This is a genomic window from Flavobacterium gelidilacus DSM 15343 (genome assembly GCF_000422685.1).
GTDB classification, from domain to species: domain Bacteria; phylum Bacteroidota; class Bacteroidia; order Flavobacteriales; family Flavobacteriaceae; genus Flavobacterium; species Flavobacterium gelidilacus.
This window is the reverse complement of sequence record NZ_AUGN01000004.1, coordinates 346,892-372,144: the sequence shown is the minus strand read 5'-3', so window position 1 is coordinate 372,144 and position 25,253 is coordinate 346,892. Positions and strand designations below refer to the sequence as shown.

Below are 25,253 nucleotides of genomic sequence, written 5' to 3'. Positions count from 1 at the left end.
TTAATTGATAAAATAATAGTAATTTTGGCATAGTTTTAGAGTTCATTGCAACAGTATTTACTGTAAGCTGAATACTGAATACTAAAAAAGGGGTCGACTGGTTTTGACAGCGAGTGGAATTAACTAGTAAGCACGTCGAGCATTGTATGTTTTGCTCGTAAATCCAAATGTATAACACTTTACACGGCGAAAATAATTACGCTTTGGCTGCATAATCTGAATTATAGTAAGATAATGCCTCGCTCCTACTAGGTAGGAAAGCCGGATTCTCCTTAAAAGCCTTGGTTTATGGCGTTTAGCTCAGGAGAACCGTAAAAGTAAACCTAGAGACGGTGATACTTTAAATCCGTTTTGAATTAGTAAAGTTAAGCAGAGAGTGGTTGTTTTTAACCTAGCTTTTTGTCGAAAATCTAATTAAAAACTAAGCGCGTAGAAAGCTTTTTGATTGCTTGTTTGGACGAGAGTTCGATTCTCTCCGACTCCACTTTTAAGAATTCATTTTAGACTAAAACCCTGTAAATCGTATGATTTACAGGGTTTTTTGTTTTCACTAGTCTTCAAATTATTCAATTAATAGTATTTCGTTGGTGCTAAAATCGGTTACCCAAAAAAATGTAAAACTAAGGTAACCGAATTTCATGTTAGCCCAGTAATGATAAGCTGTTCAAAAGATGAACATCTTGACAGATAATGATTAAATAATTAATTTGAATAACTCTAAAGTCACCACAAAATGAAACACAAAATGTCAATTCTTTTCTACGTGAAAAGTTCTAAAGCATCAAAAAAAGGACTATCTCCAATTTATCAGAGAATAACAATTAATGGTTCACGAATAGAATTAAGCACCTCAAAGTTTGTAGAAAAATCAAAATGGAATGCTGCAGCGGGTAAAATGAAAGGTAGTAATGAAGAAGCAAGACTAATAAATAGTCATCTTGACATCTTAAAATCTAAAGTTTATGAAACTGAAAATTGGATGATTAATAACAATCTTGAGATTAATACACAAACTTTTAAAAACAAACTTTTAGGGATTGAAGAAAAGCAGCGTAAACTAATTTTGATTTTTGAAGACCACAATAAAAAAATGAAGGAATTAATAGGCAAAGAATTTTCAATAAACACCTATAAAAAATATGAAACTACACTAAGTCATACCAAGGAATTTTTACAACACCAATATTCAATTAATGATATATCTATAAAACATGTTGGTATTGCATTTATAAATGATTTTGATTTCTACTTAAGAAATATCAAAAACTGCAACAACAACTCTACTATTAAATATATAAGAAACTTTGGTAAGATAATTAAACAATGCTATGTGAATGATTGGATTGAAAAGGATCCATTTCTAAAATACAAAGGAAAGGTCAGAGAAGTTGAAAGAATATTTTTAATCCAGGATGAAATAGAAATTTTATTAAACAAAGAATTTAAAATAAAAAGATTAGAGCTTGTTCGTGATATGTTTCTATTCAGTTGCTTTACTGGACTTGCTTATGTAGATGTTTTTAACTTGACCAAATCAAATATTATTATTGGAATAGATGGTGATAAATGGATTTCAACTCACCGTCAGAAAACTGAATCAGCTTCTAAAATCCCAATTCTCCCAGTTACTCAAATGATAATTGATAAGTATACTGATAATCCACAATGCTTAAATGAAAATCGCTTACTTCCCATTCTGTCAAATCAAAAAATGAACGCTTACTTAAAAGAACTAGCCGATATTTGTGAAATAGATAAAGAATTAACTTTTCACATAGCAAGGCACACTTTTGCAACAACTGTGACACTTAATAATGGTGTGCCGATAGAGAGCGTTAGCAAAATGCTCGGACATAAAAATCTAAGAACTACCCAACATTATGCAAAAGTACTAGATAAGAAAGTTAGTGAAGACATGAAAATTCTTAAAAATCTCTTTAATTTAAAAAACTGTCTGACAACTACAATTAAAAACATCTCATAATTGTTATAAATTCAACTAAAAATGACTTTATTGTTATAATATTAAAAATATTCAATATTTTTTAAATAAAAAAATCGATTAAATGTTAATATTTTTCGATTAAGTGAAAACCGTAAATAAAATGATTTAAAACCGTAATTAACATTTAATTCATAGTATTATATTTATAAAAATTAATTTAACCAATTGATTTTATTTTCATTATAATATAAAATTCTTATTTATGAAAAAAGCTATATCCCTTGTTTTTACATTATTATTTATTCAATTATCTTACACACAAGATAGAGTTACACATTCTTGTGCATCTGATGAAGTTCATATTAAAGCATTGAAACAGAATAATTCTTATAAAGAAAGGTTTGAAAAGAATAATGCAGATTGGATGGAGTATGCAAAAAAAAGAAAAGCTTTTAATCCTGTAAATGGTAAAAGTTCACAAGCATTAATATATACTCAAAAGAAATTAACTGTTGTTTTTCATGATATTACAAATAATGTTGCACCACAATCCTATTTGATTAATAGTAGTGGTAGTTATCAATATATTGTTGACAACTTAAATTCTATTTATTCAGGTGCTAATTTATCTCCAAAATTACCTGGCAACAATGTAGAAATTGATTTTTGCTTAGCATTACAGGATACTAATGGAGATTCCTATTCTGTGACACAGAGTCATTATCAAACCGATTTGACAGAAGTTGACGGTGACTCAAAACTAGACATAGTAGATGCCGTAACTAATTTTTCTACACAAATACGATTTCCGACTACTGAATATATAAACATATATATCGTTGATGTAATCGCTGATGGCACTATAGGAAATACAGCAGGTTTTGCTTCATTACCACCAGCTCATGGTAACATAGCTGATGGTATTTTTATTGAAAGAACATTCTTAATGGATAACATTAATTTAAACAATAACATGAATGTTTTAGCACATGAAATGGGTCATTATTTAGGTTTATTCCATGTTTTTGGAATTTGTGATCCTGATACTATAGCTAGTTTTCCTCAATGTTCTTGCGATAACACTAACCCATTTTATAATGGAGACATGGTGGCTGACACTCCTCCAAGTAAGCTTGATTTTTCACAGGTAAATTGTGCTACAACCTATGATACTTGTACACTAGATTCCTTTAATGATGACAAATCAAATTATATGGACTATGGTAATTTTAGTTGCCAAGATAAATTCACTGCTGGTCAAATCGAAAGGATTCATTTTATGTTGGAACATCATTTCGGACCAAGAGAATCTTTATTAAATACTAATTCTTGTGCTAATTGTTCGGCAATGGATGGTTGCTCATTTACAATTAATTCTCCTCAAATTGGAGTTAACAATGAAGTTTCGGCTGATACACCTAATATTACATTTAACCTAACTACTACCTGCAATAATAGTCCTACTTTAAATTATACTTGGCAAATTACAAATCTTGATAACGGGAATACTTTCGCAACTAGTAGTGGAAGCACTTTAAATACAACTATCGGTTTTGTAGGTAATTATCAAATTATTTTCACAGCCACTTTAAGTACAAATAGTAATTGTTTTGAACAAACTGCATATATATTTAAAGTAATACCAGCATCAAATAGCAGTGGTTCTCAGGGTACTCTTTTTTGTAATTCTATTTCAAACTTATCATGGACAAATCCTAATTTAGAAAGAGTTCAATATAGTGGAGGATGGAGTTTAAATCCTGGTGCCACAAATCTTACCGATTACAATTTTACATCAACAGCTCGTTATACGGATTCAGATTCCAACTTTGAGCCAGATAGTTTCGATATCATAAGTCAAGGTAATTTTAATGATGTCAACTTTCCTCGGTTAACTTTACCTGCTAATGTTAACGACATAATACGTGTAGGTAAAATTATTAATAGTACTAATAACCTTCATAATGGAGCTGCATATTATACAAAAGTGACTTTTAAGCCTACTCCTGACAATTGTAAATTTTTGGTACATTGTTTAGGTGCTAGGCAAATAACAAGTAATCAGAACGGAGCTAGTTTAGGTTTTTTGGTGCAATTGTCCTACGAATCACCGTTTGATCCTGGAAATATTAAACATATTGGTCTATCGGAGTGGGGTGAATTATGGGAAAATAGTGGAAACGGTGCCGTATCCCAATTTTACGATAAATATAATAATGTTTTCTCCCATCCTAGTCAATTTAATTCAATTCCTGTTAATACATACAATGGTGTTGATTATGTAACAACGGGACAATGGAATGCGCAATTATTAGATTTTAGTGAGTTTGCTATTTTAAACAATGGTTCTTCTCAAAATTTCGAAGTAACATAACCTTCTTTGCTAGAACGAATGATCAATTAAATGCCTCACAGCAAGCCTATGCTTATTTTGGAATAGAATGTGTAGGCGGTGGCTTTCCTGATAATTTTGATTTTGCTGTTTCCGATTATGATTTACCTTGCCAGATAGCAAACCCAGAAATAGCATGTATTGAGACAAATCCTCTACCATATCCCAGTTATTTTACTGAAGAAGCTATTTTAGATTATAGCATACTACTTAATAATGACATAAATTATGCTTTCTCTGAATTAACTTTTGAGGCTTCTTATAATAATGTGAACTTTTTCCCTTATTATCCTTTGCCATTAAATTATTTTTGCCATCAAGATGTTCTTAACAATCCGTTTAGATTTTTTAGAATTAATTATAAAACTTTTACACAGAGTATCAGTAAAATATTTAGAATTTCTAATCAATTTGTTAATCCTAATCCTCCTTGTCCAAACACTACTGCTACAGAAATTGCAGGCACAATTATACACAATCCCGCAACTCATATATATTACTTCTGTCCTGGTGATGCAGATTTTGATCTAGGTCCATTATTTAATCCACCATGCTTCTCAGCGGCATCACAACCAAGTAATCAGTATGTTTTCAGGTGGAAGTTAGATGATACAATTTATCCTACATTGGGGAATTCTTCAATAGTGGATTACACAAATTTAAATTTACTTTTGAATGAGCCTAATGCAGTTAACTGTTCAGCAAAATTAACACGAGAGGTTCAATATATCGATCCATACTGTCAAAATAAAACATGGTATAAAACTGAAGAAATAATATTTTATGTTATTAATATAGGTCAAGTACCTAATACTCTAAATATATCAGGTTTGAGTGATTTCTGTTTGGAAGATCATTTAAGCTTTACTATCGAAGACTTCCAACTTCGTAGCTGTCCTCAAACTCCTATACCACCATTGTTGCCTGGTATAATTAATAATATAGTTATCCAATTAACTACTTCAGTAGGAGTTCCAATTGGTGCTCCACAAACAATTGCCCTGCCATTTTTAAACGTATCAACTGATATAGTTTTTGATATACCTAATATAGATACTAGTGGAAACTTTCTGTTCCCTATTGGTTCCAATACTGTAAATCTTGAAGTTCAAATGAACTTATATGGTTGCTCAAAAACAATAATATTCAAGAATATAGATTTCAATATAGCCCCTCAAGCACTAGCTGGATCAATTTTACTTTCTATTGATTGTGAGGAAGAAGTTAATATAATAAGTGTAGATGACGGTATTACAAATGTCAACTACACTTGGGAATTTTCAACAAATGGAGGAGGCACTTATTTGCCAATACCCTTTGCTCCAGGAGATGCTAATTTAGATAGTGCAACTTCTTATTTTTCAACTTTTCCAGTTTTGGTAAGGAGGAGATCCAATGCGTTTCCATTATGTGGTGGACCTGCATTTACAGAGGCTATAGAATTGAATGATCCATCTACACCATTTTTAGCATTCAATTTACCTGCTACTTTATGCAACGGTGTTGTACCTCCTATATTACCTGAAATCTCAAACTACGGTATTTCTGGCAATTGGAATGAATCTACAATAGAGACAAGCGTACCGGGGACATATACCTACGTATTTACTCCAAATTCAGTAAATTGTTTAAATCCTTTCGAATATGTAGTAACAATTCTTGCTAACTGCGAAATATTCCTGTCATGGGATGGAGAGGTAGGTTGTCAACAAAGTTATGATATTGGTGAAGCACCTCCAGTAGAAGATGTCGATATTACCAATAATGATTGTATTAGAGTATGTGAAAATAGTGTATTTACTTTTTCACTAACAGGTAGTGTAAGTTTAATTACTTCAACGGACTGGCTTATTACAGGTGGAACGTTGTCCAATGAAAGTAGCACAAGTTGTGATATTACTTGGGATGCTGGTGTTTCTGCCTATGCTCTACAAGCTGTTGTTCATTTAACGGATGGTACTATCAAAATTGTAAACAAATGTATTGAAAAGGTCAATGCACCTATTGCACAAATTGGAATCTTACCAGATTTAGAAACTACATATTACTCGGCTTGTATTAATAGTCCAGTAAATTTTGAAAACCTATCATCAAATAATGGGGGAAATGAAAATCTATATTACCAATGGTATTTTGGAGATGAAACCTATTCTACCGAATTTGAACCAACACACACTTATACGCATCCAGGAGATTATGATGTAATTTTAACGGTTTCAAATGGATGTAGTTGTGTGAGTACCCACCAGGTTACTGTCCATGTATCTGAAGAATCAATTGAGATTACATGTCCATCGGTAGCATGTGAAGGGCAATTATCAACCTATAGTATCAACGAAGAACTACTTAACAGTAATTGCAGTGTCCAATGGACGGTAATTGGTGGTCAAATTGTAGGCCAAGATTATGACGTATCAAGTATACAAGTTATATGGGACAATATTGATCAAGATGGTTTTGGATATGTGTTAGTACAATCAAATGAATGTGCAGAATGTATCTCTTCAGTTAAAATTCCTGTTGTAAAAAGCGAAGGAGTTATTATTGGTGAAATAGATATTTGCTCATACAGCCAAAACTTATACACTTTACCACAATGGCCAACTACAGAGTTTAATTGGTCATTAAATAATAATGGTACTGGTTCTAATTTAGGAGTTTCAAACCAAAGAAATGAAATTTTTATTAATGCAGAAGATCCTGCAACGCTAGTGCTTTCATGTCAATATTACAACACTTTATTACAATGTGGTGGCAATGCAACATTAATCATCAATGTAAAACCAAATCTAAATGTCAATGGCCCTCTAACTACATGTCAAACCAACAACGAAGAGTATGAAATACTGCTGGCAAATGGTATTTCTGTAATTAATTTAAATTATACGGTTAATGGACCAAATAACTTTAACTCATCTGGAACTTCACCTACGTTTGACATTACTTTTCCCTACGCAGGTATTTATACGTTTACAGTAACGGCAGATAATTATTGTATGCAGCATCCTTTTGAAGTAAAAGTTGAATCCTTACCAGACGCTCCAACGACAATCGCTGGAAATGCAGTTATTTGTCTAGGAAATATAGAACAGTACAGCTGCCCTGCTCCAGAAGGTGCTTCAACTTCGTGGACAGTGGAAGGTGGCAGCATATTAGGATCTTCTGTAGGCAATCAAATAGTGGTTAATTTTGATAGTGCAGCTAGTGTCTACAGCGTTAGTGCCTCTTATGTTTACGAAAACTGTGCTACACTTCCTTTTGAAATGGTACTTAGCACACCTCAATTAGATACCACAATAACAAGTAATGAGACAACCGTTTGTGGTAGCTCTATGGGAACCTATTCTGTTGCAGAAACAGATTCTGATATTTATGTTTGGACTATTGATCCAGCAAGCGCAGGGAGCATCAGTACAGGTCAAAACGAAAATGAAATTACCGTGCTTTGGAACCAACAACCCCAAACGGCACAAGTAAAAGTGGCCATGCGAAAATGCGGACAAGACTTTAATGGAACACTTGGTGTGGTAATACAAGATGCCCCTACGGCTACAATAGCATTAGTTAGTAGTCCTGCCTGTGCAGGTTCACCCACATCTTTCACTTTAGATTTATCTCCTAATATTGCTTATTCTTACTCAACATGGGATTTTGGAGATAATACTGGTTTAGTCAACTTTTTTGCAGGTGATCCAATAATTCATGTATATAATGATCCGCTTTTAGACAATACCAATTATGATATTAATGTAACGGTACATGGTGTAAGCACTTGCGAATTTAACGTTACAGCTAATCTTCAAATTGTGGTTTCACCTTCCCCTATAATTGACGTTGTACCAAACAGAAATTATAATTTACAGTGGGAAATTATACCAGAGGTTGATATGAATTATACAGTAGTACTTCAAAATGGGTATAGCGCTTCAGATATAATACAGTGGTTTCACAATGATGCAGCTATTCCTGCTCCAATTGGGAATCAAGCTACAATTAATGCTTCTGAATTGGGGGAATATTATGCTATAGTAACTAATGAACATGGTTGTACTTCATCTACTATTACGTACACAACTATTGATTCCACACCAGGAGGAACAGGAACTGGAGGAACTCCAGGACCAACTTGTCCAACTCCTCCTGCCATTGCAACTACCGTAACGTCAACCGGTTGTCAAGAAATAACTATTGATATTACAAATTCTGGAGTACCAGGAACTATCTTCAACTGGGAGTCCATTTCTGGTTCAAATGCTAATGTAATGTCAACTACAAACAGTTCTTTTCAAGCTAATAATATACTTCCAGGACATTATTTTGTACCAGTATTTGCAACATACCCTGCGGCATCAGGATTTTGTGGTAGAAGGATTTTAGTAGAAGTCACAATACCATATCTTGCCGACTTAAAATACAATATCGTTTGTAATGACGCCACAGATGATTACACCGTCGAACTTTTAGATTACTCCCAGTATTTTGTAGATACACCCATAGAAACTTTTCAATTTACAATCAATGGTGGAACCTCATGGGTAAACGGTTCATTAAATGCGGATGGTATTAATAGTGCAATATTTCAACTACAACCTGGAACAACATATAGTATAGGTATTAAAATTGGTCGCTCTGGTTTTGAAGATTGTATAACATATAAAACCTTAACAATACCAGGATTACCTAATGCTGATTTTGTAGTACCCACAAGCGTATGTCTAGATACGGCTATGCAGTTTATAGCACCTACAAATACAGATCCTAATGTGACTTATACTTGGTATTTCATTACTGATGGATCTAGTAATTTACAACAACATCCTGTTAAGACATTTACTGAAGTAGGTACATATCCAGTTAAACTTACTGTAGCCAATCAATTTGGATGCGTAGATACTAGAACATATAATATCCAAGTGTATGGAGAAAAATATAATAATGGATTGTTAAATATCAATCCTTCTAATACTTGTATTGGTGAAGATTTAACAATAAGTTATGATACTGGAATATTCGGTATTGATTTACCATATACTTATTATTGGTATCATAATGAAGTAACAAATCCACCTTTTGCCGTTACATCTGCTCAAAACAATGAAATAATAGTCACAGATCCTGGTCAATATTTCGTATATGTTGCAGATATCAATGGGTGTTTAACATACACCACCAAACCTGTATCAGCTGTATTTCTCCCAGCACCTGCACAACCAGTTCTTACGGGCACGGAAACAATTTGTATTGGTGGAACAAGCATTGTAAAAGTGCCAACAAACCCTTCTTTAACTTATTTATGGTCGTTAAATGGTATTTTACAACCGCAGTGGAATGGGCTAGCGGAAGTTGGCATGATTCATAATCAACTTGGCAGCTATACGTATGAAGTTATTGCACAAATACAATCCGCTTCTGGTGATTTTTGCACAAGCGAAGTGGCAACTTTTGAGGTAGAGGTCATTGCACAACCTGTCGTGCCAACCATAGGTTTTGATTTTGACTCTTGTAGTCCCTACCATGTTAATGTTTTTGTAACCAATCCGCAAGCAGGTATAGCATATACTTGGAGTAATGGAGCTACAGGAGATAGTACGGAAATGATTCATGATGGCCCTATCAAGGTAACAGCAAAATCACCAAGTTGCCAAGTATCAGCTCAAATTGATTTGCCTTTAGACCTATACATGCATACATGGTATTTTCCAACAGGTTGTTACAATTTATGTGATTTAATTAGAAAAGAGCAAAATTATATCATTGGCCCTTTAGTTGAATTTACAGAGTGGCAATGGATTCAAGATAGTCAAGTAACTGGTGTAGGTTCAGGTCAAGTGCCTCATATTAATAGTCTGGAAACTGGAAACTATCAATTATTTTTACAGACACCTTTTTGCAATACCACACTTTCAAATCTAAGTATTGAAAAAAGAGAATGTAATAAATGTCAAATTGAGTTTGAGGTTGCTGGAATTACTCCAATGATGATTAATGAACAATGCTTTTACCAATTGGATTTATTCATTGGCAATTCTTACGGTACTAATTTTCAAGTCAATTTAGCTTCAGTTGGGTTAGAAGGGTATTTTGTACAAAGCTCATTTGTAGTACCTATGGGGGGTGCTATGTTTTCTGTTCTGTTTTTTCCTTTGAACGGCTTTAATGGAGGAACCACAACCCTGTCGGTTCAAGGTACAATTGACACTGAACAATGTTACAGTGAAATTGAATTTGAAGTACCTCCATTGTGCCAAGGGGCAGGAAAACAATTGGCTAATGATATAGAAAACCAAAGCTTTGAAGAGTTAAAATTACTTGTGGCACCTAACCCAACTGATGGTAACACTTCAATATATTACAATTTTGGAGTAACAAAAAACAACATGCAAATTGAATTAATGGATATGTATGGGAGAATATTAAAATTAATAAAAACAGATAAGGTCAGCGGATTAATTGAAATAGATTGCAGTCCTTTTGAAGCTGGTCAATATTTAATAGTAATGAAGCAGGAAGATCTAATCATTAAAAATAGCAAATTAATAATTAAATAATTTTTAGTATTTTTAAACAATATTATAAACAACAATATCCTTTTGTTTTGACTAAAGGATATTGTTTATAATTTTAAAAAACCTTGTTTTTAAGAGAAACTCAAATCTTGTCAAATAATAATATATTAAAAGAACATCATGAAAAAATTACTACTACTAACATTCTTAATAACAAACATAACCTTCAGTCAATCCTTTCAATGGGGAAAAAGAGGTGGAGGTAATAATAGCATATCATTTGAAGAAGATGCGGAGCAACCATTAAAAATAGTAACGGATGCAGCCAATAATGTGTATACTATTTCAAGAGTTACCAGTACAGGTTTAGATGTAGATGGCAATACAAGACCTTTTTATGATAGTGGTACGGAATATGATTTTGTAATAAGTAGTTTTGCTTGTGACGGGACGTATAGATGGTCTAAAACAATTGGAGGGTTTGGTTTTGAAAACTTATTTATGGAAAGTGATGGTTTCGGTAACATTTTTATTGGTGGTAGATTTGCTAATTGTGTTAATACCTCATACTTGTCTCAAATAGAAGGGGATATCGTTATATCTCAAACACCACAGGATTGCCGAGTCTTTTTTTTAGTAAAGTTTGATACTAATGGTGTAATGCAATGGTTTAAGAGACCACAAAGTATGGGTTTAACTCCATCACAAAGTATTAGTCAAACAGCAAATCTAGGGCTTCAAGTTGATTCTTTAGGAAATAGTTATTGGTTAGTAGCCTTACCTCCTGGTACTTATGCCGATGGAGCATTTATAAGTACAGAGTCAACCACAAAATTTTTCATTTTTAAATACGATACCAACGGAAATTTTATTAATGCTACTTTAATGGACTTTAATACATTAGGTTCATTTATACTAAACTTACGCTTTTATCGCAATGCACAAACGGGTCAATATTATTTAACAAGTTACAAAGCAAATTCGGGTAGTGCATCTGCAACTTTAGGAACTTCAACGGTTGCTGGGTCCTTTTTTATTGCCAGCTTTGATACTAATGGTCAAAAACTATGGCATCAAGAAGATGCCGCAGGAACTAATGGATATTATTTTGAGTCCCATAACTTAATAACGGACTCTTCAAACAATATTTATTTTGCTGGTAAAATTTTAGGTAATAATGGTGTAAATTTTATGGGATTTACAGTTTCAGCTATTGGCAACATTCCTTTTATTATTAAATTAAACCCCACAGGTAGTTCAATTCTTTGGTCAACTTATCCTAATATACCTGGCACCTATCGCGCTTGTGGTCTAGCCCTGAAAGGTAATGAAATAGGATATTCAGGTATGTGTTTTGGCTCAACAGTTACATGGGGAACACAAAGTATTTTTGGTTCAAATACCAATGAAGGTTCTGAAGTTTTATTAGGTCGTTTTAATACAACAACAGGGGATTGTCTAGGATTAGTCAAAATTCCTGGTAATGTTGGATTTGATGATTATGGAACAGCTTTGGCTGTAGATTCATCAGGTGATTACATCGTTGGTGGTCGATTTGGTCAAGAATTATTTATAAACGGTACTACATTAACCAATCAAGGCTCACAATCAGATTTCTTCATTGCAAAATATGCAACCACTCCTTGTTCAACAGCAAGTACAGATGGTTTTGATAAAGAACAAGGTTTAAACTATTACCCAAACCCAGTAAACGATATCTTAACCATAGACATTAAAGAAAATTCAAATTTCACACTATACAATCTACAAGGAAGAACAATAAAACAAGGAAAACTATCACCAGCACAAAACACCATTGATTGCAGTGCTTTATTTTCAGGTTGTTATATGCTTCATGTTGAAGACAGTAATAATAATAATAATAATAACAAACACGTGGTCAAAGTCATTAAAAACTAATCTTTTGAAAAAACTACTACTCCTAACATTCTTAATATCAAACATAACCTTCAGTCAATCCTTTCAATGGGGAAAACGAGGTGGAGGTAATAACAGCATATCTTATGATTTAGATGCTGAGCAACCTTTAAAAATAGTTACTGATTCTAACAACAATGTATACACTATTTCAAGAGTAACCTCTACTGGTTTAGATGTTGATGGCAACACCAGACCCTATTATGATAATAGTACAGAATTTGATTATGTATTAAGCAGCTTTGCTTGTGACGGATCCTATAGGTGGTCAAAAACTATTGGTGGTTTTGGATTTGAACGAATGTTTATGGATACAGACGGACAAGGTAATGTGTATGTTGGTGGCAAATTTGTTAACTGTGTAAATACCTCTTATCTCTCTCAAATTGAAGGAGATATTGTAATTTCACAAACTCCACAAGATTGTCGAGTATTGTTTTTGGTAAAGTTTGATACGAATGGAGTTATGCAGTGGTTTAAAAGGCCACAAAGTTCTGGTTTAACTCCTTCTCAAGGCATTAGTCAAAATGCTAATTTAGGACTTCAAGTTGATAATTTAGGAAATAGCTATTGGTTGCTATTACTACCTGATGGTACATATGCTGATGGTACATTTGTAAATACGGCAATGGGTTATAATATTTTTGTTTTAAAATATGATACAAATGGAAATTTTATAAGTTCCACCTTAATGGACTTTTCTGTTAGTGGTTCATTTGGTCAGAACTTACGTTTTTACCGCAATCCACAAACGGGGCAGTATTATCTAACCAGTAATAAATCCATTTCAGGTAGTGCTTCAGCAACTTTAGGCACTTCAAACGTGGCTGGTTCCTTCTTTATTGCCAGTTTTGATACCACTGGTCAAAAAATGTGGCATCAAGAAGACGCTGCTGGAACTACTGGTTCAAATTTTGAGTCATACAATTTAGTAACTGATTCTTTAAATAATATCTATTTTGCAGGTAAAATTAAAGGAAATAATGATGTAACATTTATGGGATTTACTGTTCCTGGTATTGCTGAATTAACTACATATATTATAAAGTTAAACCCTACAGGAAGTACTCTTTTATGGGCAACTAAACCCGACAACATATATGGTACATATTCAGCATGTGGTTTAGCAGTAAACGGCAGTGAAATTGGATATACGGGAATGTGTTTCGGTTCTTCTTACACATGGGGTACTCAAAGTATTTTTGTTTCAAATGTAAATGAAGGAACAGAAGTCTTACTAGCCCGATTTAACACTTCAAATGGTGATTGTTTAGGATTGGTCAAAATTCCTGGAAATATAGGTTTTGAAGATAGCGGAACTGCACTAGCAGTTGACTCTTCCGGTGATTACATCGTTGGTGGTCGATTTGGTCAAGAATTATATATAAACGGTACTACATTAACCAATCAAGGCACTCAATCAGATTTCTTCATTGCTAAATATGCTACTACTCCATGTACTGTAGCAAGTACAGAAGGTTTTGAAAAGATCCAACGTTTAAACTATTATCCAAATCCAGTAAACAATACCCTAACCATTGACATTAAAGAAAATTCAAATTTCACGCTATACAATCTACAAGGAAGAATCATAAAAGAAGGAAAACTATCACCATCACAAAACACTATCGATTGCAGTGAATTAGTTTCAGGTTGTTATATGCTTCATGTTGAAGACAGTAATAATAATAATAATAACAAACACGTGGTCAAAGTCATTAAAAACTAATCTTTTGAAAAAACTACTACTCCTAACATTCTTAATATCAAACATAACCTTCAGTCAATCCTTTCAGTGGGGAAAGCGTGGTGGAGGTAATAATAGTATTTCATCTGATGAAAGAGCAGAACAAGCTTTAAAAATTGTTACTGATTTAAACAATAATGTCTATACTCTTTCGAGAGTTACCAGTATAAGTTTAGATGTGGATGGCAATACGAGACCATTTTATGATAGTGGTACGGAATATGATTTTGTATTGAGTAGTTTTGCTTGTGATGGGACGTATAGGTGGTCAAAAACAATTAGAGGATTTGGTTTTGAACAACTTTTTATGGATACAGATAATCAAGGTAATATTTATATAGGAGGGAAATTTGCTAACTGTGTCAATACTACATATCTGTCACAGATTGAAGGTGATGTTGTAATTTCACAAAATCCACAAGATTGTAAAGTAATGTTTTTAGTGAAGTTCGATACAAATGGTCTAATGCAGTGGTTTAAAAGACCTCAAACTGGTAGTTTAACTCCCTCACAAGGAATCAGTCAAGCGGGAAATTTTGGACTTGAAGTTGATAATTTAGGGAATAGTTATTGGTTTGTAGCGGTTCCTCCTGGAACATATGCAGATGGAGCGTTTACAAGCACAGAATCATCCACAAAGTTCTTTGTTTTCAAATACGATACAAACGGTAATTTTATTAGTGCCACATTATTAGATTTTATAGTATCTGGCTCTTTTGGTCTAAATCTACGCTTTTATCGCAATCCACAAACAGGGCAGTATTATTTAACCAGCTACAAAGCCAATTCGGGTAGTGCCTCTGCAACTTTAGTAGCTTCCACTGTTGCTGGTTCGTTTTTTATTGCAAGTTTTGATACCACCGGGCAAAAACTATGGCATCAAGAGGATGCGGCAGGAACTAATGGATATTATTTTGAGTCCCATAACTTAATAACGGACTCTTCAAACAATATTTATTTTGCTGGTAAAATTTTAGGTAATAATGGTGTAAATTTTATGGGATTTACAGTTTCTGCTATTGGCAAATATGCTACTAGTCCGTGCTCTACAGCAAGTACAGAAGGTTTTGAAAAAGAGCAAGGTTTAAACTATTACCCAAATCCGGTTAACAATACCCTAACTATTGACATTAAAGAAAATTCAAATTTCACGCTATAAATCTACAAGGAAGAACAATAAAACAAGGAAAACTATCACCATCACAAAATACCATTGATTGCAGTGAATTAGTTTCAGGTTGCTATATGCTTCATGTAGAAGACAGTAATAACAACAAACAAGTAGTCAAAGTAATCAAGAATTAAAATAAAAACAGCAAGAAAGTTTAAAAAAATCAGCGAGAATTAGCGTTTGACAAAGTCAATCCGTTTCATTCGCGTTCCAAACCCACAAAATAGACAACCGACAACAAACAACAAATTATAAAGATTTCTCTAATTTTTTCAACCTGTGTTCCAAAAAACTAATTTCACTTTTCACTAAAAAAAACCAAGAACTAGAAAACCACAAATGAAAAAAATTTTACTCTTAACATTTTTAGTATCTAACCTAGCATTTAGCCAAACCTTTCAGTGGGCAAAACGAGGTGGTGGTAATAATAGTATTACAAGTACTACGATATATAGGGCTGAAGAAGCTATAAAAGTTGTAACAGATGCTAATAATAATATCTACACAATTTCAACTGTTACCAAAACTGGTTTAGATGTGGATGGGAATACAAGACCTTTTTATGATAGTGGAACTGAATTCGATTATGTAATAAGCAGTTTTGCATGTGATGGTTCTTACAGATGGTCAAAAACAATTGGAGGATATGGTTTTGAACAAATCTTTATGGATTCTGACGGACAAGGTAATATTTTTGTAGGTGGTAAATTTGTAAATTGTATAAATACTACCTACCTCTCACAAATTGAAGGTGATCTAGTAATATCGCAAAACCCACAAGACTGTAGAGTATTATTTTTGGTAAAGTTTGATACCAATGGGGTAATGCAGTGGATTAAAAGACCGCAAAGTATGGGTTTAACTTCTTCTCAAGGTATTAGTCAAAATGCTAATTTAGGTTTTCAAGTTGATAATTTGGGTAATAGCTATTGGTTATTAGTAGTTCCACAAGGTACTTATGAAAATGGTGCATTTGTAAATACACTAACAGGTATAAATTTTTTTATTTTTAAATACGATACTAATGGAAATTTTTTAAGTGCCACACCTATTGATTTTTCAGTTAGTGGATCTTTCGCTCAAAACCTACGATTTTACCGCAACCCACAAACAGGTCAATATTATTTAACCAGTAATAAATCTATTTCCGGGAGCGCAACCGCTTCTTTAGGTACTTCAACGGTGGCTGGTTCTTTTTTTATCGCTAGTTATAATACTGCTGGGCAAAAAATGTGGCATCAGGAGGATGCTGCTGGAACATCTGGTAGTCTTTTTGAATCCTATGATTTAACAACAGACACTCTTAATAATATTTATTTTTCAGGTAGCATATTTGGTAATAGTAGTGTTCTTTTTATGGGGTTTACTGTACCTCAAACTGGGGACAAACCTTTTATAATAAAGTTAAACCCTTCTGGAACATCTTTATTGTGGTCAACCTATCCTCAAGATATAAATGGTACCTATAATAGCTGTGGATTAGCGGTTAATGGTAATGAAATTGGTTATACAGGTATGTGTTTTGATTCTACATATACTTGGGGTACACAAAGTATTTTTGCATCAAACACTAATCAAGGTACAGAGGTTTTATTTGGTCGTTTTAATACTACAACTGGAGACTGTTTGAGTTTAGTAAAAATTCCTGGTGATAATGGATATAGTGATTCTGGTTCTGCTCTAGCTGTAGACTCGTCAGGTGATTACATTATTGGTGGTGGTTTTGGACATAATCTAACTGTGAATGGTACAACAATAACCAACGAGGGTTCACAAAGTGATTTCTTTATTACAAAGTATGCAACTACTGCATGCTCTACGGCAAGTACAGAAGATTTTGATAAAGAACAGGGTTTAAATTTTTATCCAAATCCAGTAAATGATATGTTAACTATTGATATTAAAGAAAATTCTAATTACATTTTATATAATCTTCAAGGAAGAATCATAAAACAAGGGAAATTATCTTCATCACAAAACACTATTGATTGTAGTGATTTAGATTCAGGGTGTTATATGTTACATGTTGAAGACAGCTTTAATAACAAAAAGGTTGTCAAAGTACTAAAAAACTAATCTTTTGAAAAAACTACTACTCCTAACTTTAATAATAAGTAATATAACCCATAGCCAAACCTTTCAATGGGCAAAACGTGGTGGTGGAAACAACAGTATCACAACAGGAGGTTTAACGGTAAGAGCCGAAGAAGCTATAGATGTTGTTACTGATTTAAATAATAATATTTATACTATTTCTAGAGTTACCAAAACTGGATTAGATGTGGATGGTAATACGCGACCATTTTATGATACAGGTACTGAATTTGACTTTGTAATAAGTAGTTTTGCTTGTGATGGTTCATATCGTTGGTCAAAAACTATTGGAGGAAAGGGTTATGAAATTATGAATTTAAGATCTGATGGCCAAGGAAGTATATATGTAGGAGGAAGATTTGGAGGTTGTCAAGATAATTCTTATCCTCCTCAAATTGAAGGGGATGTCCTAATTTCACAAAGTCCACAAGATTGTAGCTTAATCTTTTTAGTTAAATTTAATACCGATGGAGTAATGCAATGGTTTAAAAGACCCCAAAGTACTAATGTTTCTCCGTCAGTTGGATTTGGTCAAACAGGTTCTTATGGTCTCCAAGTTGATGATTTAGGAAATAATTATTGGTTGGTAGCAGTTCCACCAGGTTCATACGAAAACGGTGCTTTTATAAGCACAGAATCAACTACAAAATTTTTTATTTTTAAGTATAATACTAACGGTACGTTTGTTAGTGCTACACTTATGGATTTTATGGTTAGTGGTGCATTCATACAAACATTACGCTTTTACCGCAACCCACAAACAGGTCAATATTATTTAACCAGTAATAAATCTAATTCAGGCAGTGCAACAGCAACTTTAGGTACTTCAACGGTGGCTGGTTCTTTTTTTATCGCTAGTTATGATACTAATGGTCAAAAATTATGGCATCAAGAAGATGCAGCTGGAGCTACAGGTTCAAATTTTGAATCGTATGATTTAACAACTGATACTCTCAATAATATCTATTTTGCTGGTAGAGTATTTGGTAATAGTAGTGTTCTTTTTATGGGGTTCACTGTACCTCAATCAGGAGCAAAAACTTATATTTTAAAATTAAATTCAACAGGAACATCACTATTATGGTCAACCTATCCTCAAGATATAAATGGTACCTATAATAGCTGTGGATTAGCGGTTAATGGTAATGAAATTGGTTATACAGGTATGTGTTTTGATTCTACATATACTTGGGGTACACAAAGTATTTTTGCGTCAAATGCTAACCAAGGTACAGAAGTATTATTTGGACGATTTAATACAGCCACTGGTGACTGTTTAAGTTTAACTAAAATTCCTGGTGATAATGGGTATAGTGATTCTGGTTCTGCTTTAGCAGTAGACTCATCAGGTGATTACATTATTGGTGGTGGTTTTGGACATAATCTAACTGTAAATGGTACAACAATAACCAACGAGGGTTCACAAAGTGATTTCTTTATTGCAAAGTATGCAACTACTGCATGCTCTACGGCAAGTACAGAAGATTTTGATAAAGAACAGGGTTTAAATTTTTATCCAAATCCAGTAAACAATATTTTAACTATCGATATTAAAGAAAATTCAAACTACATTTTATATAATTTACAAGGAAGAACAATAATACAAGGTAAATTATCTTCATCACAAAATACAATTGATTGTAGTGATTTAGTTTCAGGTTGTTATATGTTACATATTGTTGATAGTAATGATAAAAAACAAGTTGTGAAAGTTTTAAAAAATTAATCTTCTAAATCGCATAAAATTATTATTTTCAAAATAGATTAAAGCAAATTAATACATAGAAAAATTTATGTTATAAAAAATATAGACACTTCCTTATAGGAAGTGTTTTTTTTATATTTAATACCTATCTATTTTAAAAAATTACGTTTAAATTTATACTACTCAATTCCCGAATCGAACACCATAACTTTAGTTTCAAACAAACCATTACTATAATTTTGAACATGTAAATGCTATTCATAAGCATACAAACTACTTCAAAATAAACTAGTAATAATGGCTCAAAACCAACAACAAATTAAAGACATTTATCAAATGCTATTTGAAATGGCAACTGGTAATTTATCATTGCGTATCACCGAACAATCAGAAAACTCATTGATAAACGAGGTAGCTAAAACGCTCAACACGATAGCAGAAAAACTACATCAAATCATACTTGAAAATGGATTTATAAACCCACACTACACCTACCAAAACTTAGTGCAAATCACCATTGTCCTCAACAGTGATTTCCAAATCATAAGCTTCAGCCCCAACCTCCCAAACTTTTTAAATAAAAAAACTAAAGATTTTATAAATTCAGAATTTATAAACCTCCTATCCAAACAATCAATTCCCCTGTGGAAAAAAATAAAAGACGAAATAAACAAAGACGATAAATACCACAACACAATCCAACTAATATTCATCGATAGCAACAAACAATTAGTTCCGACATTTTGCACAATTTACAGACTATACTTCACCAATAATATTTTCATATCATCAGTAACAACAATCCTACAAGACATCACATCTGATAATTCAAAAGCCACACCAAGAAAATCAGATGCTGTAATCATCCAAGAAGTATATGAATACATAATGAGTCATTTAGAAGAACCTTTACCAACCTTAAAAGAACTTTCCCATATTTTTGGAACGAATGAATTCAAATTAAAGGATGGATTCAAACACTTCTTTAAAACAAGCATTTATAGATTCTACACAGAGCAAAGACTAAAACAAGCTCATGCATTAATTCTTCAAACCAATTTCCCTTTAAAAGAAATAGCTTTCATGAGTGGATTCAATGACTACACCAATTTTTCAAAAGCATTCAAAAAACAATACCACTATCCTCCTAGCGATTTAAAAAGAAATGAAGACTAGAAGCTTAACTTTTTTTTGAACAAGTATAAATCCTTATCTAACAAGAGATATCAATTTTTATTATAGAATTTTACGAAACAATAAAGTAAAATTGATATAATGAAAAACAATTTAAAATTTGTATTATTATCAACAATAAGTTATCTATTTGTTTTCTTATTCACATATGCTGCAGTCAGTAAATTGATAGAATTTCAAAACTTTCAAGCGCAACTGGGACAGTCACCTTTAGTAAGCGCATACACAGGTTTCATTTCTTATGTCCTTTTAATTATAGAATTTGGCATCGCTTTACTGCTGGTAATACCTAAAACACGTTATATAGGTTTGGTAACTTCTTTTACTTTAATGGTAATGTTTACAGTTTATATAATCGTTATTCTAAACTATTCCTCATTCATACCATGCTCATGCGGTGGAATTCTCGAAAATTTAAATTGGAAAGAACATTTGGTTTTCAATTGTATTTTTACATTAATTGCTGCAACAGGTATATTCCTAATGGCTAGTAATAAATTTAAAACTATTCTTAAACTTTTTTCACTAACTATAACAAGTACAGCTATAATTCTGACTTTATACCTACTGTCAGAAGAAAGCATGCATCAGGAAAATCCATTTATTAGACGATTCATACAGGGATCATCTTATAAAATAGCAGAAGTAAAATTAGATAATAATTCAAAATATTTTGCAGGTACAGATGGAAAAAATATTTATCTAGGCGATAACCTAGCTCCACTACATATTATAGCATATGACTCGACTCTAAAAATAAAGAAGCACTATAAAATTGAGTTAGAAAGAGAAGATTTTCCTTTCATGTCCGTACAAGTAAGAATTGATTTCCCACACTTTTATTTAATGGATGGAACGGTACCAGTAATTTACAAAGGGAACATTTCTGACTGGAAAGCAAGATTATGGATGTATAACAACAATTACTATTTCTCAAAAGCAGAAATTATTTCAGAAAATAAAATAGTTTTTCGTGCTCAAGAAATTAAAACTTTAAACAACGTTTTAGGTATTTTTTCATTCAATGATAGCTTGGAGATAAAATATGCTCCTAAGTTATTAGAAAAACAAATTGATGGTTTTTTTGACACAGATGGTATGCTAAATGTAGATAGAAATAATAATAAAATTGTCTATACATATTACTACCGTAACCAATACATTATTGCTGATAAAAATATTGAACTTGTAAAACGAAGAAACACCATAGACACCACAACAAAAGCAAAGCTTAAAATAGTTAATATAAAAGAAACTGGACAAAGAAAAATAGCTTCACTTCCAGCTACGGTTAACCAAATTACAACAACTCACAATAATTTACTCTATGTAAACTCTAAATTAATAGGGCGTTTTGAACCTAAAGAAATGTGGAAGCAAGCATCAATTGTTGATATATATAATAGTGATAAAGGTACTTATTTATCAAGCATCTACATATATGATGTAAATAAAGAAAAATTAAAATCGATGTTTGTTTTAAAGGACAAACTTTATGTAATAATTGGGCAACACTTGCATATATATAAACTTAACATCATTAATAATAATATTAAGTAAAAAATTAATAAAACCATACTGGCCAGTGGCAGGATTGAGACTGAAAACCTGTAGAAAAGAGTAAGTCAAAAAATATAATTTAAATAACATTACCATGAGAACATTTGTAAAAGTGATTTTGCCTGTATTGGCATTCACATTAGCTAGTGCCGCAGCAGTTGGCACTAAAACAGCTAAAGTTGAAGAAGCAAATAAACCAGTTCTAATTACTGGATTTATTCAAAACCCTTCTCCTTTAAACTGTAAGCCTGTTCAAGTAGATTGTTCTGAAGCTATTACAGAGCAAACTTGTATGTCTACTGAAGCTATTCCAAGACAAGTTTGGAAAAAAAATGCTGCAAACGCTTGTAGTTTAACCTTGTACAAAGTAACTCACTAAGTACTAAAAAAGAATATGCAGTTTCCTTAAATTGAAACTGCATATTTTAATTTTAATCTTCCACATCAGCCTTCATCCATTTAGCCTTTGGCTCATCTTTCAAATAATATCCAAACCAATCAAACATTTTATGGGTTAAATCCACTTGATTTTTTGGACTAGTAAATATATGCCCATCATTTTCATATACTAACATTACGTGTTCCTTTTTCAATCTTCTCAAAGCAGCATATAAAGTTTCACTTTGTCGAGGTGACACAGCAGTATCCAATTTTCCTGCCCATGTCAAAAGTGGCGTAGTAATCTTTGATGCATTATGCAAAGGTGAATTGGAATAATAAGCCCCTTGATTGTCATAAAAAGGAAAACCCATGCGTAATTGCTGATTTTCATAACGCCAAGCTTCCATAGTGTTACCATTCAAACTAAAACTGAAATAACTTTCCACAATATTAGCTACACCACATCCACTAATAGCAGCTGCAAATAGATCGGTTTGGGTTATAATAATGTTAGTTTCATACCCTCCAAAAGACTGACCCATTAAACCTATTTTAGCAGCATCGGCAACACCCATAGCAATAACTTGATTCACAGCAGCAGTAACACAATCTTTAGCCGATTTTCCTGGATTACCACTTTCATAAACAATATCAGGTAACAAAACCGCATAACCATTGGTTGTAAAATTAGAAACATTAAAACCTACACCGTTATGCAAACTTGGGTTTACGTATGCATGAACTTTCTGTGAAAGATTTTCATAAATGGAAACAACCAAAGGATAGGTTTTACCTTTCTCATAAGAGGCTGGATAAAACAAAGCACCTTTTATAAAATTTCCTTTACTATCTTTATAATAAATCATTTCAGATGTTCCCCATTGATACCTATAATGTTGAGAATTACTTTGAAAAACAACCTTTGATGATTTTCCATTCTTAAAAAATAAAGCAGGCGGTTGGTCAAAGCGTTGTTTCATATAAATGTAAGCATCCTTTTCTTTTGCTTTGCTTAAATTAGTAATAGAAGCTTCTTCCATAACCAAAACCTTTGGTTCTTGATTAGTAGACAAACTATAGTAGCCTTTGGCACCAGAAACCAAATCTACTGACTCTAATAAAATATCTTGTGTCAAGTCATAAACAGATATAGGTGTTTTAGCATAGTTAAATTCCTGAACATTTGAAATTGCTGTTTCATGAATTCTAAATTGCAATTGGATTTCTTTCCCCTTGGTTAATCGTATTCTTTGCACACCATCAGGTGAGATTTTCCAAATATCGTTATAATCATAACACAACAAAAAGCCATCACCCTTCGTCCAGCCAGCTTGTCCCCACAAATGCAGTTCAGTACCCGGATCATTTACATAATTGTCCCAAACCACGTTGAGTCCTTTGGTCAGATTTACATGTTTTTGAGTAGCTATTGTATAACTCCACCAATTTCCATGCTTGTAGTAGGAAATATAACGCCCATCAGGTGAAAAACTCAAATGCGTATTATATCCCGAGAACGCTTCAAGAAAAAATACTTTCTTTCCTGTTGGTAGAGACATTAAATAATAATCCATCGGCGCAATCCATTCATATTGGGGTTCATATTGTTTCACATCAGCAACCAAAGCGTAATCTTGAGTACCGTTTAAAGCTATCCAAGATTGACTTTCAGTGCTAAGTTGCCTTACTAAACCATTCTTTGGATACCAAACAGCCAAATAGTTCGGATGACTATTTTCTTCTTTTAATTTTCTACTTCGATAAATAAATTGGTCTTGGGCATGCCAAATTTCAACATCTTCCTTTACAATAATAGTGTCTTTAGATAAAGTTGGAGTAATGCCAAAAAAAACTTTTTGACCATCTCGAGAAACACTTAATTCAGCGTTATAACTAGGTAGTATTCTACTGTTATTTATAAAATTACTAGCTATAGATTTTAATATATGTAACTTTTCAGCCCCCAAATCATAATAATTCAGAGATATTTCTCCATCATTAATAGCATAAAAAGCAAAAGAATTGGCGCTAACTTGCCACTTAAACAACTCCTCTACTTTGCCTTCAATTGTACTTAAAATTTTTGGCTTTAAGGCACCATTAAAACGCAACAGTCCAATAGTACTTTTACTACCATCCAAAGTAGCATAAACTAACGATGTATTTTGGTAATTAAAGGCATAGGTGCTAACAGCTTCAATGCTATTTACTATCTCACCATTCTTTCTTACAACAAGTGTGTTCTGATTTTCAAGGGTCACGAGATAAGTGCCATCTACCGATAAACCATAGTGCGTAACTTTAGGCATAACAATTTCTTTACCCGTTTTTAAATTAAAAAGGACTAAGTTGTCTTCACGTTGAAAAGCAAAACTTTCCTCTTTAATAAAATTCCCAGCCAATACATTAGGAAAAGTAATCTTTTGTTGTGTTGAGGTATGCACTAGAAAAGTAGTATCAATAGAATTTTCATACGACAAACGATAGCTAGTCCAGTTCCCTTTGTCAGAAAGCTGTTCACCACTCATTTTACTCCATAAGGAATAATCAGATTCAGTTAAGTTCTTTTGGGGTAGCTCCTGCCCCATTAAGGGACAGGGAACTAACACAAATAAGAGGA

At 32.8% G+C, this 25,253-nt stretch carries 13 protein-coding genes and 1 other RNA gene; 13 read left to right on the top strand and 1 reads right to left on the bottom strand.

The window, feature by feature from the left end; genetic code table 11:
* The first annotated feature begins 89 nt into the window (after positions 1-89).
* The 13 genes from ssrA to G507_RS0104460 all read left to right on the top strand — a co-directional run bounded on the left by ssrA (position 90) and on the right by G507_RS0104460 (position 22,631).
* Positions 90-487, top strand: a transfer-messenger RNA (tmRNA) gene (ssrA, locus tag G507_RS17520).
* A 276-nt stretch (positions 488-763) separates the two neighbouring features.
* Positions 764-1,984, top strand: a complete 1,221-nt coding sequence (locus tag G507_RS0104510) for a tyrosine-type recombinase/integrase (protein ID WP_026716364.1) — start codon at positions 764-766, stop codon at positions 1,982-1,984.
* A 223-nt stretch (positions 1,985-2,207) separates the two neighbouring features.
* Complete coding sequence (locus G507_RS0104505) at positions 2,208-4,319, top strand: M43 family zinc metalloprotease (protein ID WP_026716363.1); 2,112 nt, start codon at positions 2,208-2,210, stop codon at positions 4,317-4,319.
* Between the two features lie 287 nt (positions 4,320-4,606).
* A complete protein-coding gene (locus tag G507_RS0104500) occupies positions 4,607-10,885 on the top strand; it encodes a PKD domain-containing protein (RefSeq protein ID WP_026716362.1) in 6,279 nt (2,092 codons plus the stop codon).
* Positions 10,886-11,023: 138 nt separating this feature from the next.
* Positions 11,024-12,763, top strand: coding sequence for a T9SS type A sorting domain-containing protein (locus G507_RS0104495; protein ID WP_026716361.1), 1,740 nt, complete (start codon positions 11,024-11,026; stop codon positions 12,761-12,763).
* 4 nt (positions 12,764-12,767) lie between these two features.
* Positions 12,768-14,510, top strand: coding sequence for a T9SS type A sorting domain-containing protein (locus tag G507_RS0104490; protein ID WP_169627279.1), 1,743 nt, complete (start codon positions 12,768-12,770; stop codon positions 14,508-14,510).
* Positions 14,511-14,514: 4 nt separating this feature from the next.
* A complete protein-coding gene (locus tag G507_RS0104485) occupies positions 14,515-15,687 on the top strand; it encodes a hypothetical protein (protein WP_157496485.1) in 1,173 nt (390 codons plus the stop codon).
* Positions 15,684-15,833, top strand: a complete 150-nt coding sequence (locus G507_RS17985) for a T9SS type A sorting domain-containing protein (protein ID WP_084518932.1) — start codon at positions 15,684-15,686, stop codon at positions 15,831-15,833. Before G507_RS0104485 ends, G507_RS17985 begins: the two co-directional genes overlap by 4 nt.
* A 205-nt stretch (positions 15,834-16,038) precedes the next feature.
* Positions 16,039-17,775: a T9SS type A sorting domain-containing protein gene (locus G507_RS0104480; protein ID WP_026716358.1), complete on the top strand. Its 1,737-nt coding sequence runs from the start codon at positions 16,039-16,041 to the stop codon at positions 17,773-17,775.
* 4 nt (positions 17,776-17,779) lie between these two features.
* Positions 17,780-19,519, top strand: a complete 1,740-nt coding sequence (locus G507_RS0104475) for a T9SS type A sorting domain-containing protein (protein ID WP_026716357.1) — start codon at positions 17,780-17,782, stop codon at positions 19,517-19,519.
* A 276-nt stretch (positions 19,520-19,795) separates the two neighbouring features.
* Complete coding sequence (locus tag G507_RS0104470) at positions 19,796-20,674, top strand: helix-turn-helix domain-containing protein (protein WP_026716356.1); 879 nt, start codon at positions 19,796-19,798, stop codon at positions 20,672-20,674.
* Positions 20,675-20,773: 99 nt separating this feature from the next.
* Entirely contained in the window at positions 20,774-22,252 is a 1,479-nt protein-coding gene (locus G507_RS0104465; protein ID WP_035665610.1) for a MauE/DoxX family redox-associated membrane protein, read from the top strand.
* Positions 22,253-22,346: 94 nt separating this feature from the next.
* Entirely contained in the window at positions 22,347-22,631 is a 285-nt protein-coding gene (locus G507_RS0104460; protein ID WP_026716354.1) for a DUF6520 family protein, read from the top strand.
* A gap of 52 nt (positions 22,632-22,683) precedes the next feature.
* On the opposite strand, the gene G507_RS0104455 is transcribed toward G507_RS0104460, so the two are convergent.
* Positions 22,684-25,221 carry a S9 family peptidase gene (locus G507_RS0104455; protein ID WP_026716353.1) on the bottom strand — a complete coding sequence of 846 codons (2,538 nt, stop codon included), beginning with the start codon at positions 25,219-25,221 and terminating at the stop codon, positions 22,684-22,686.
* Positions 25,222-25,253 lie beyond the last annotated feature (32 nt).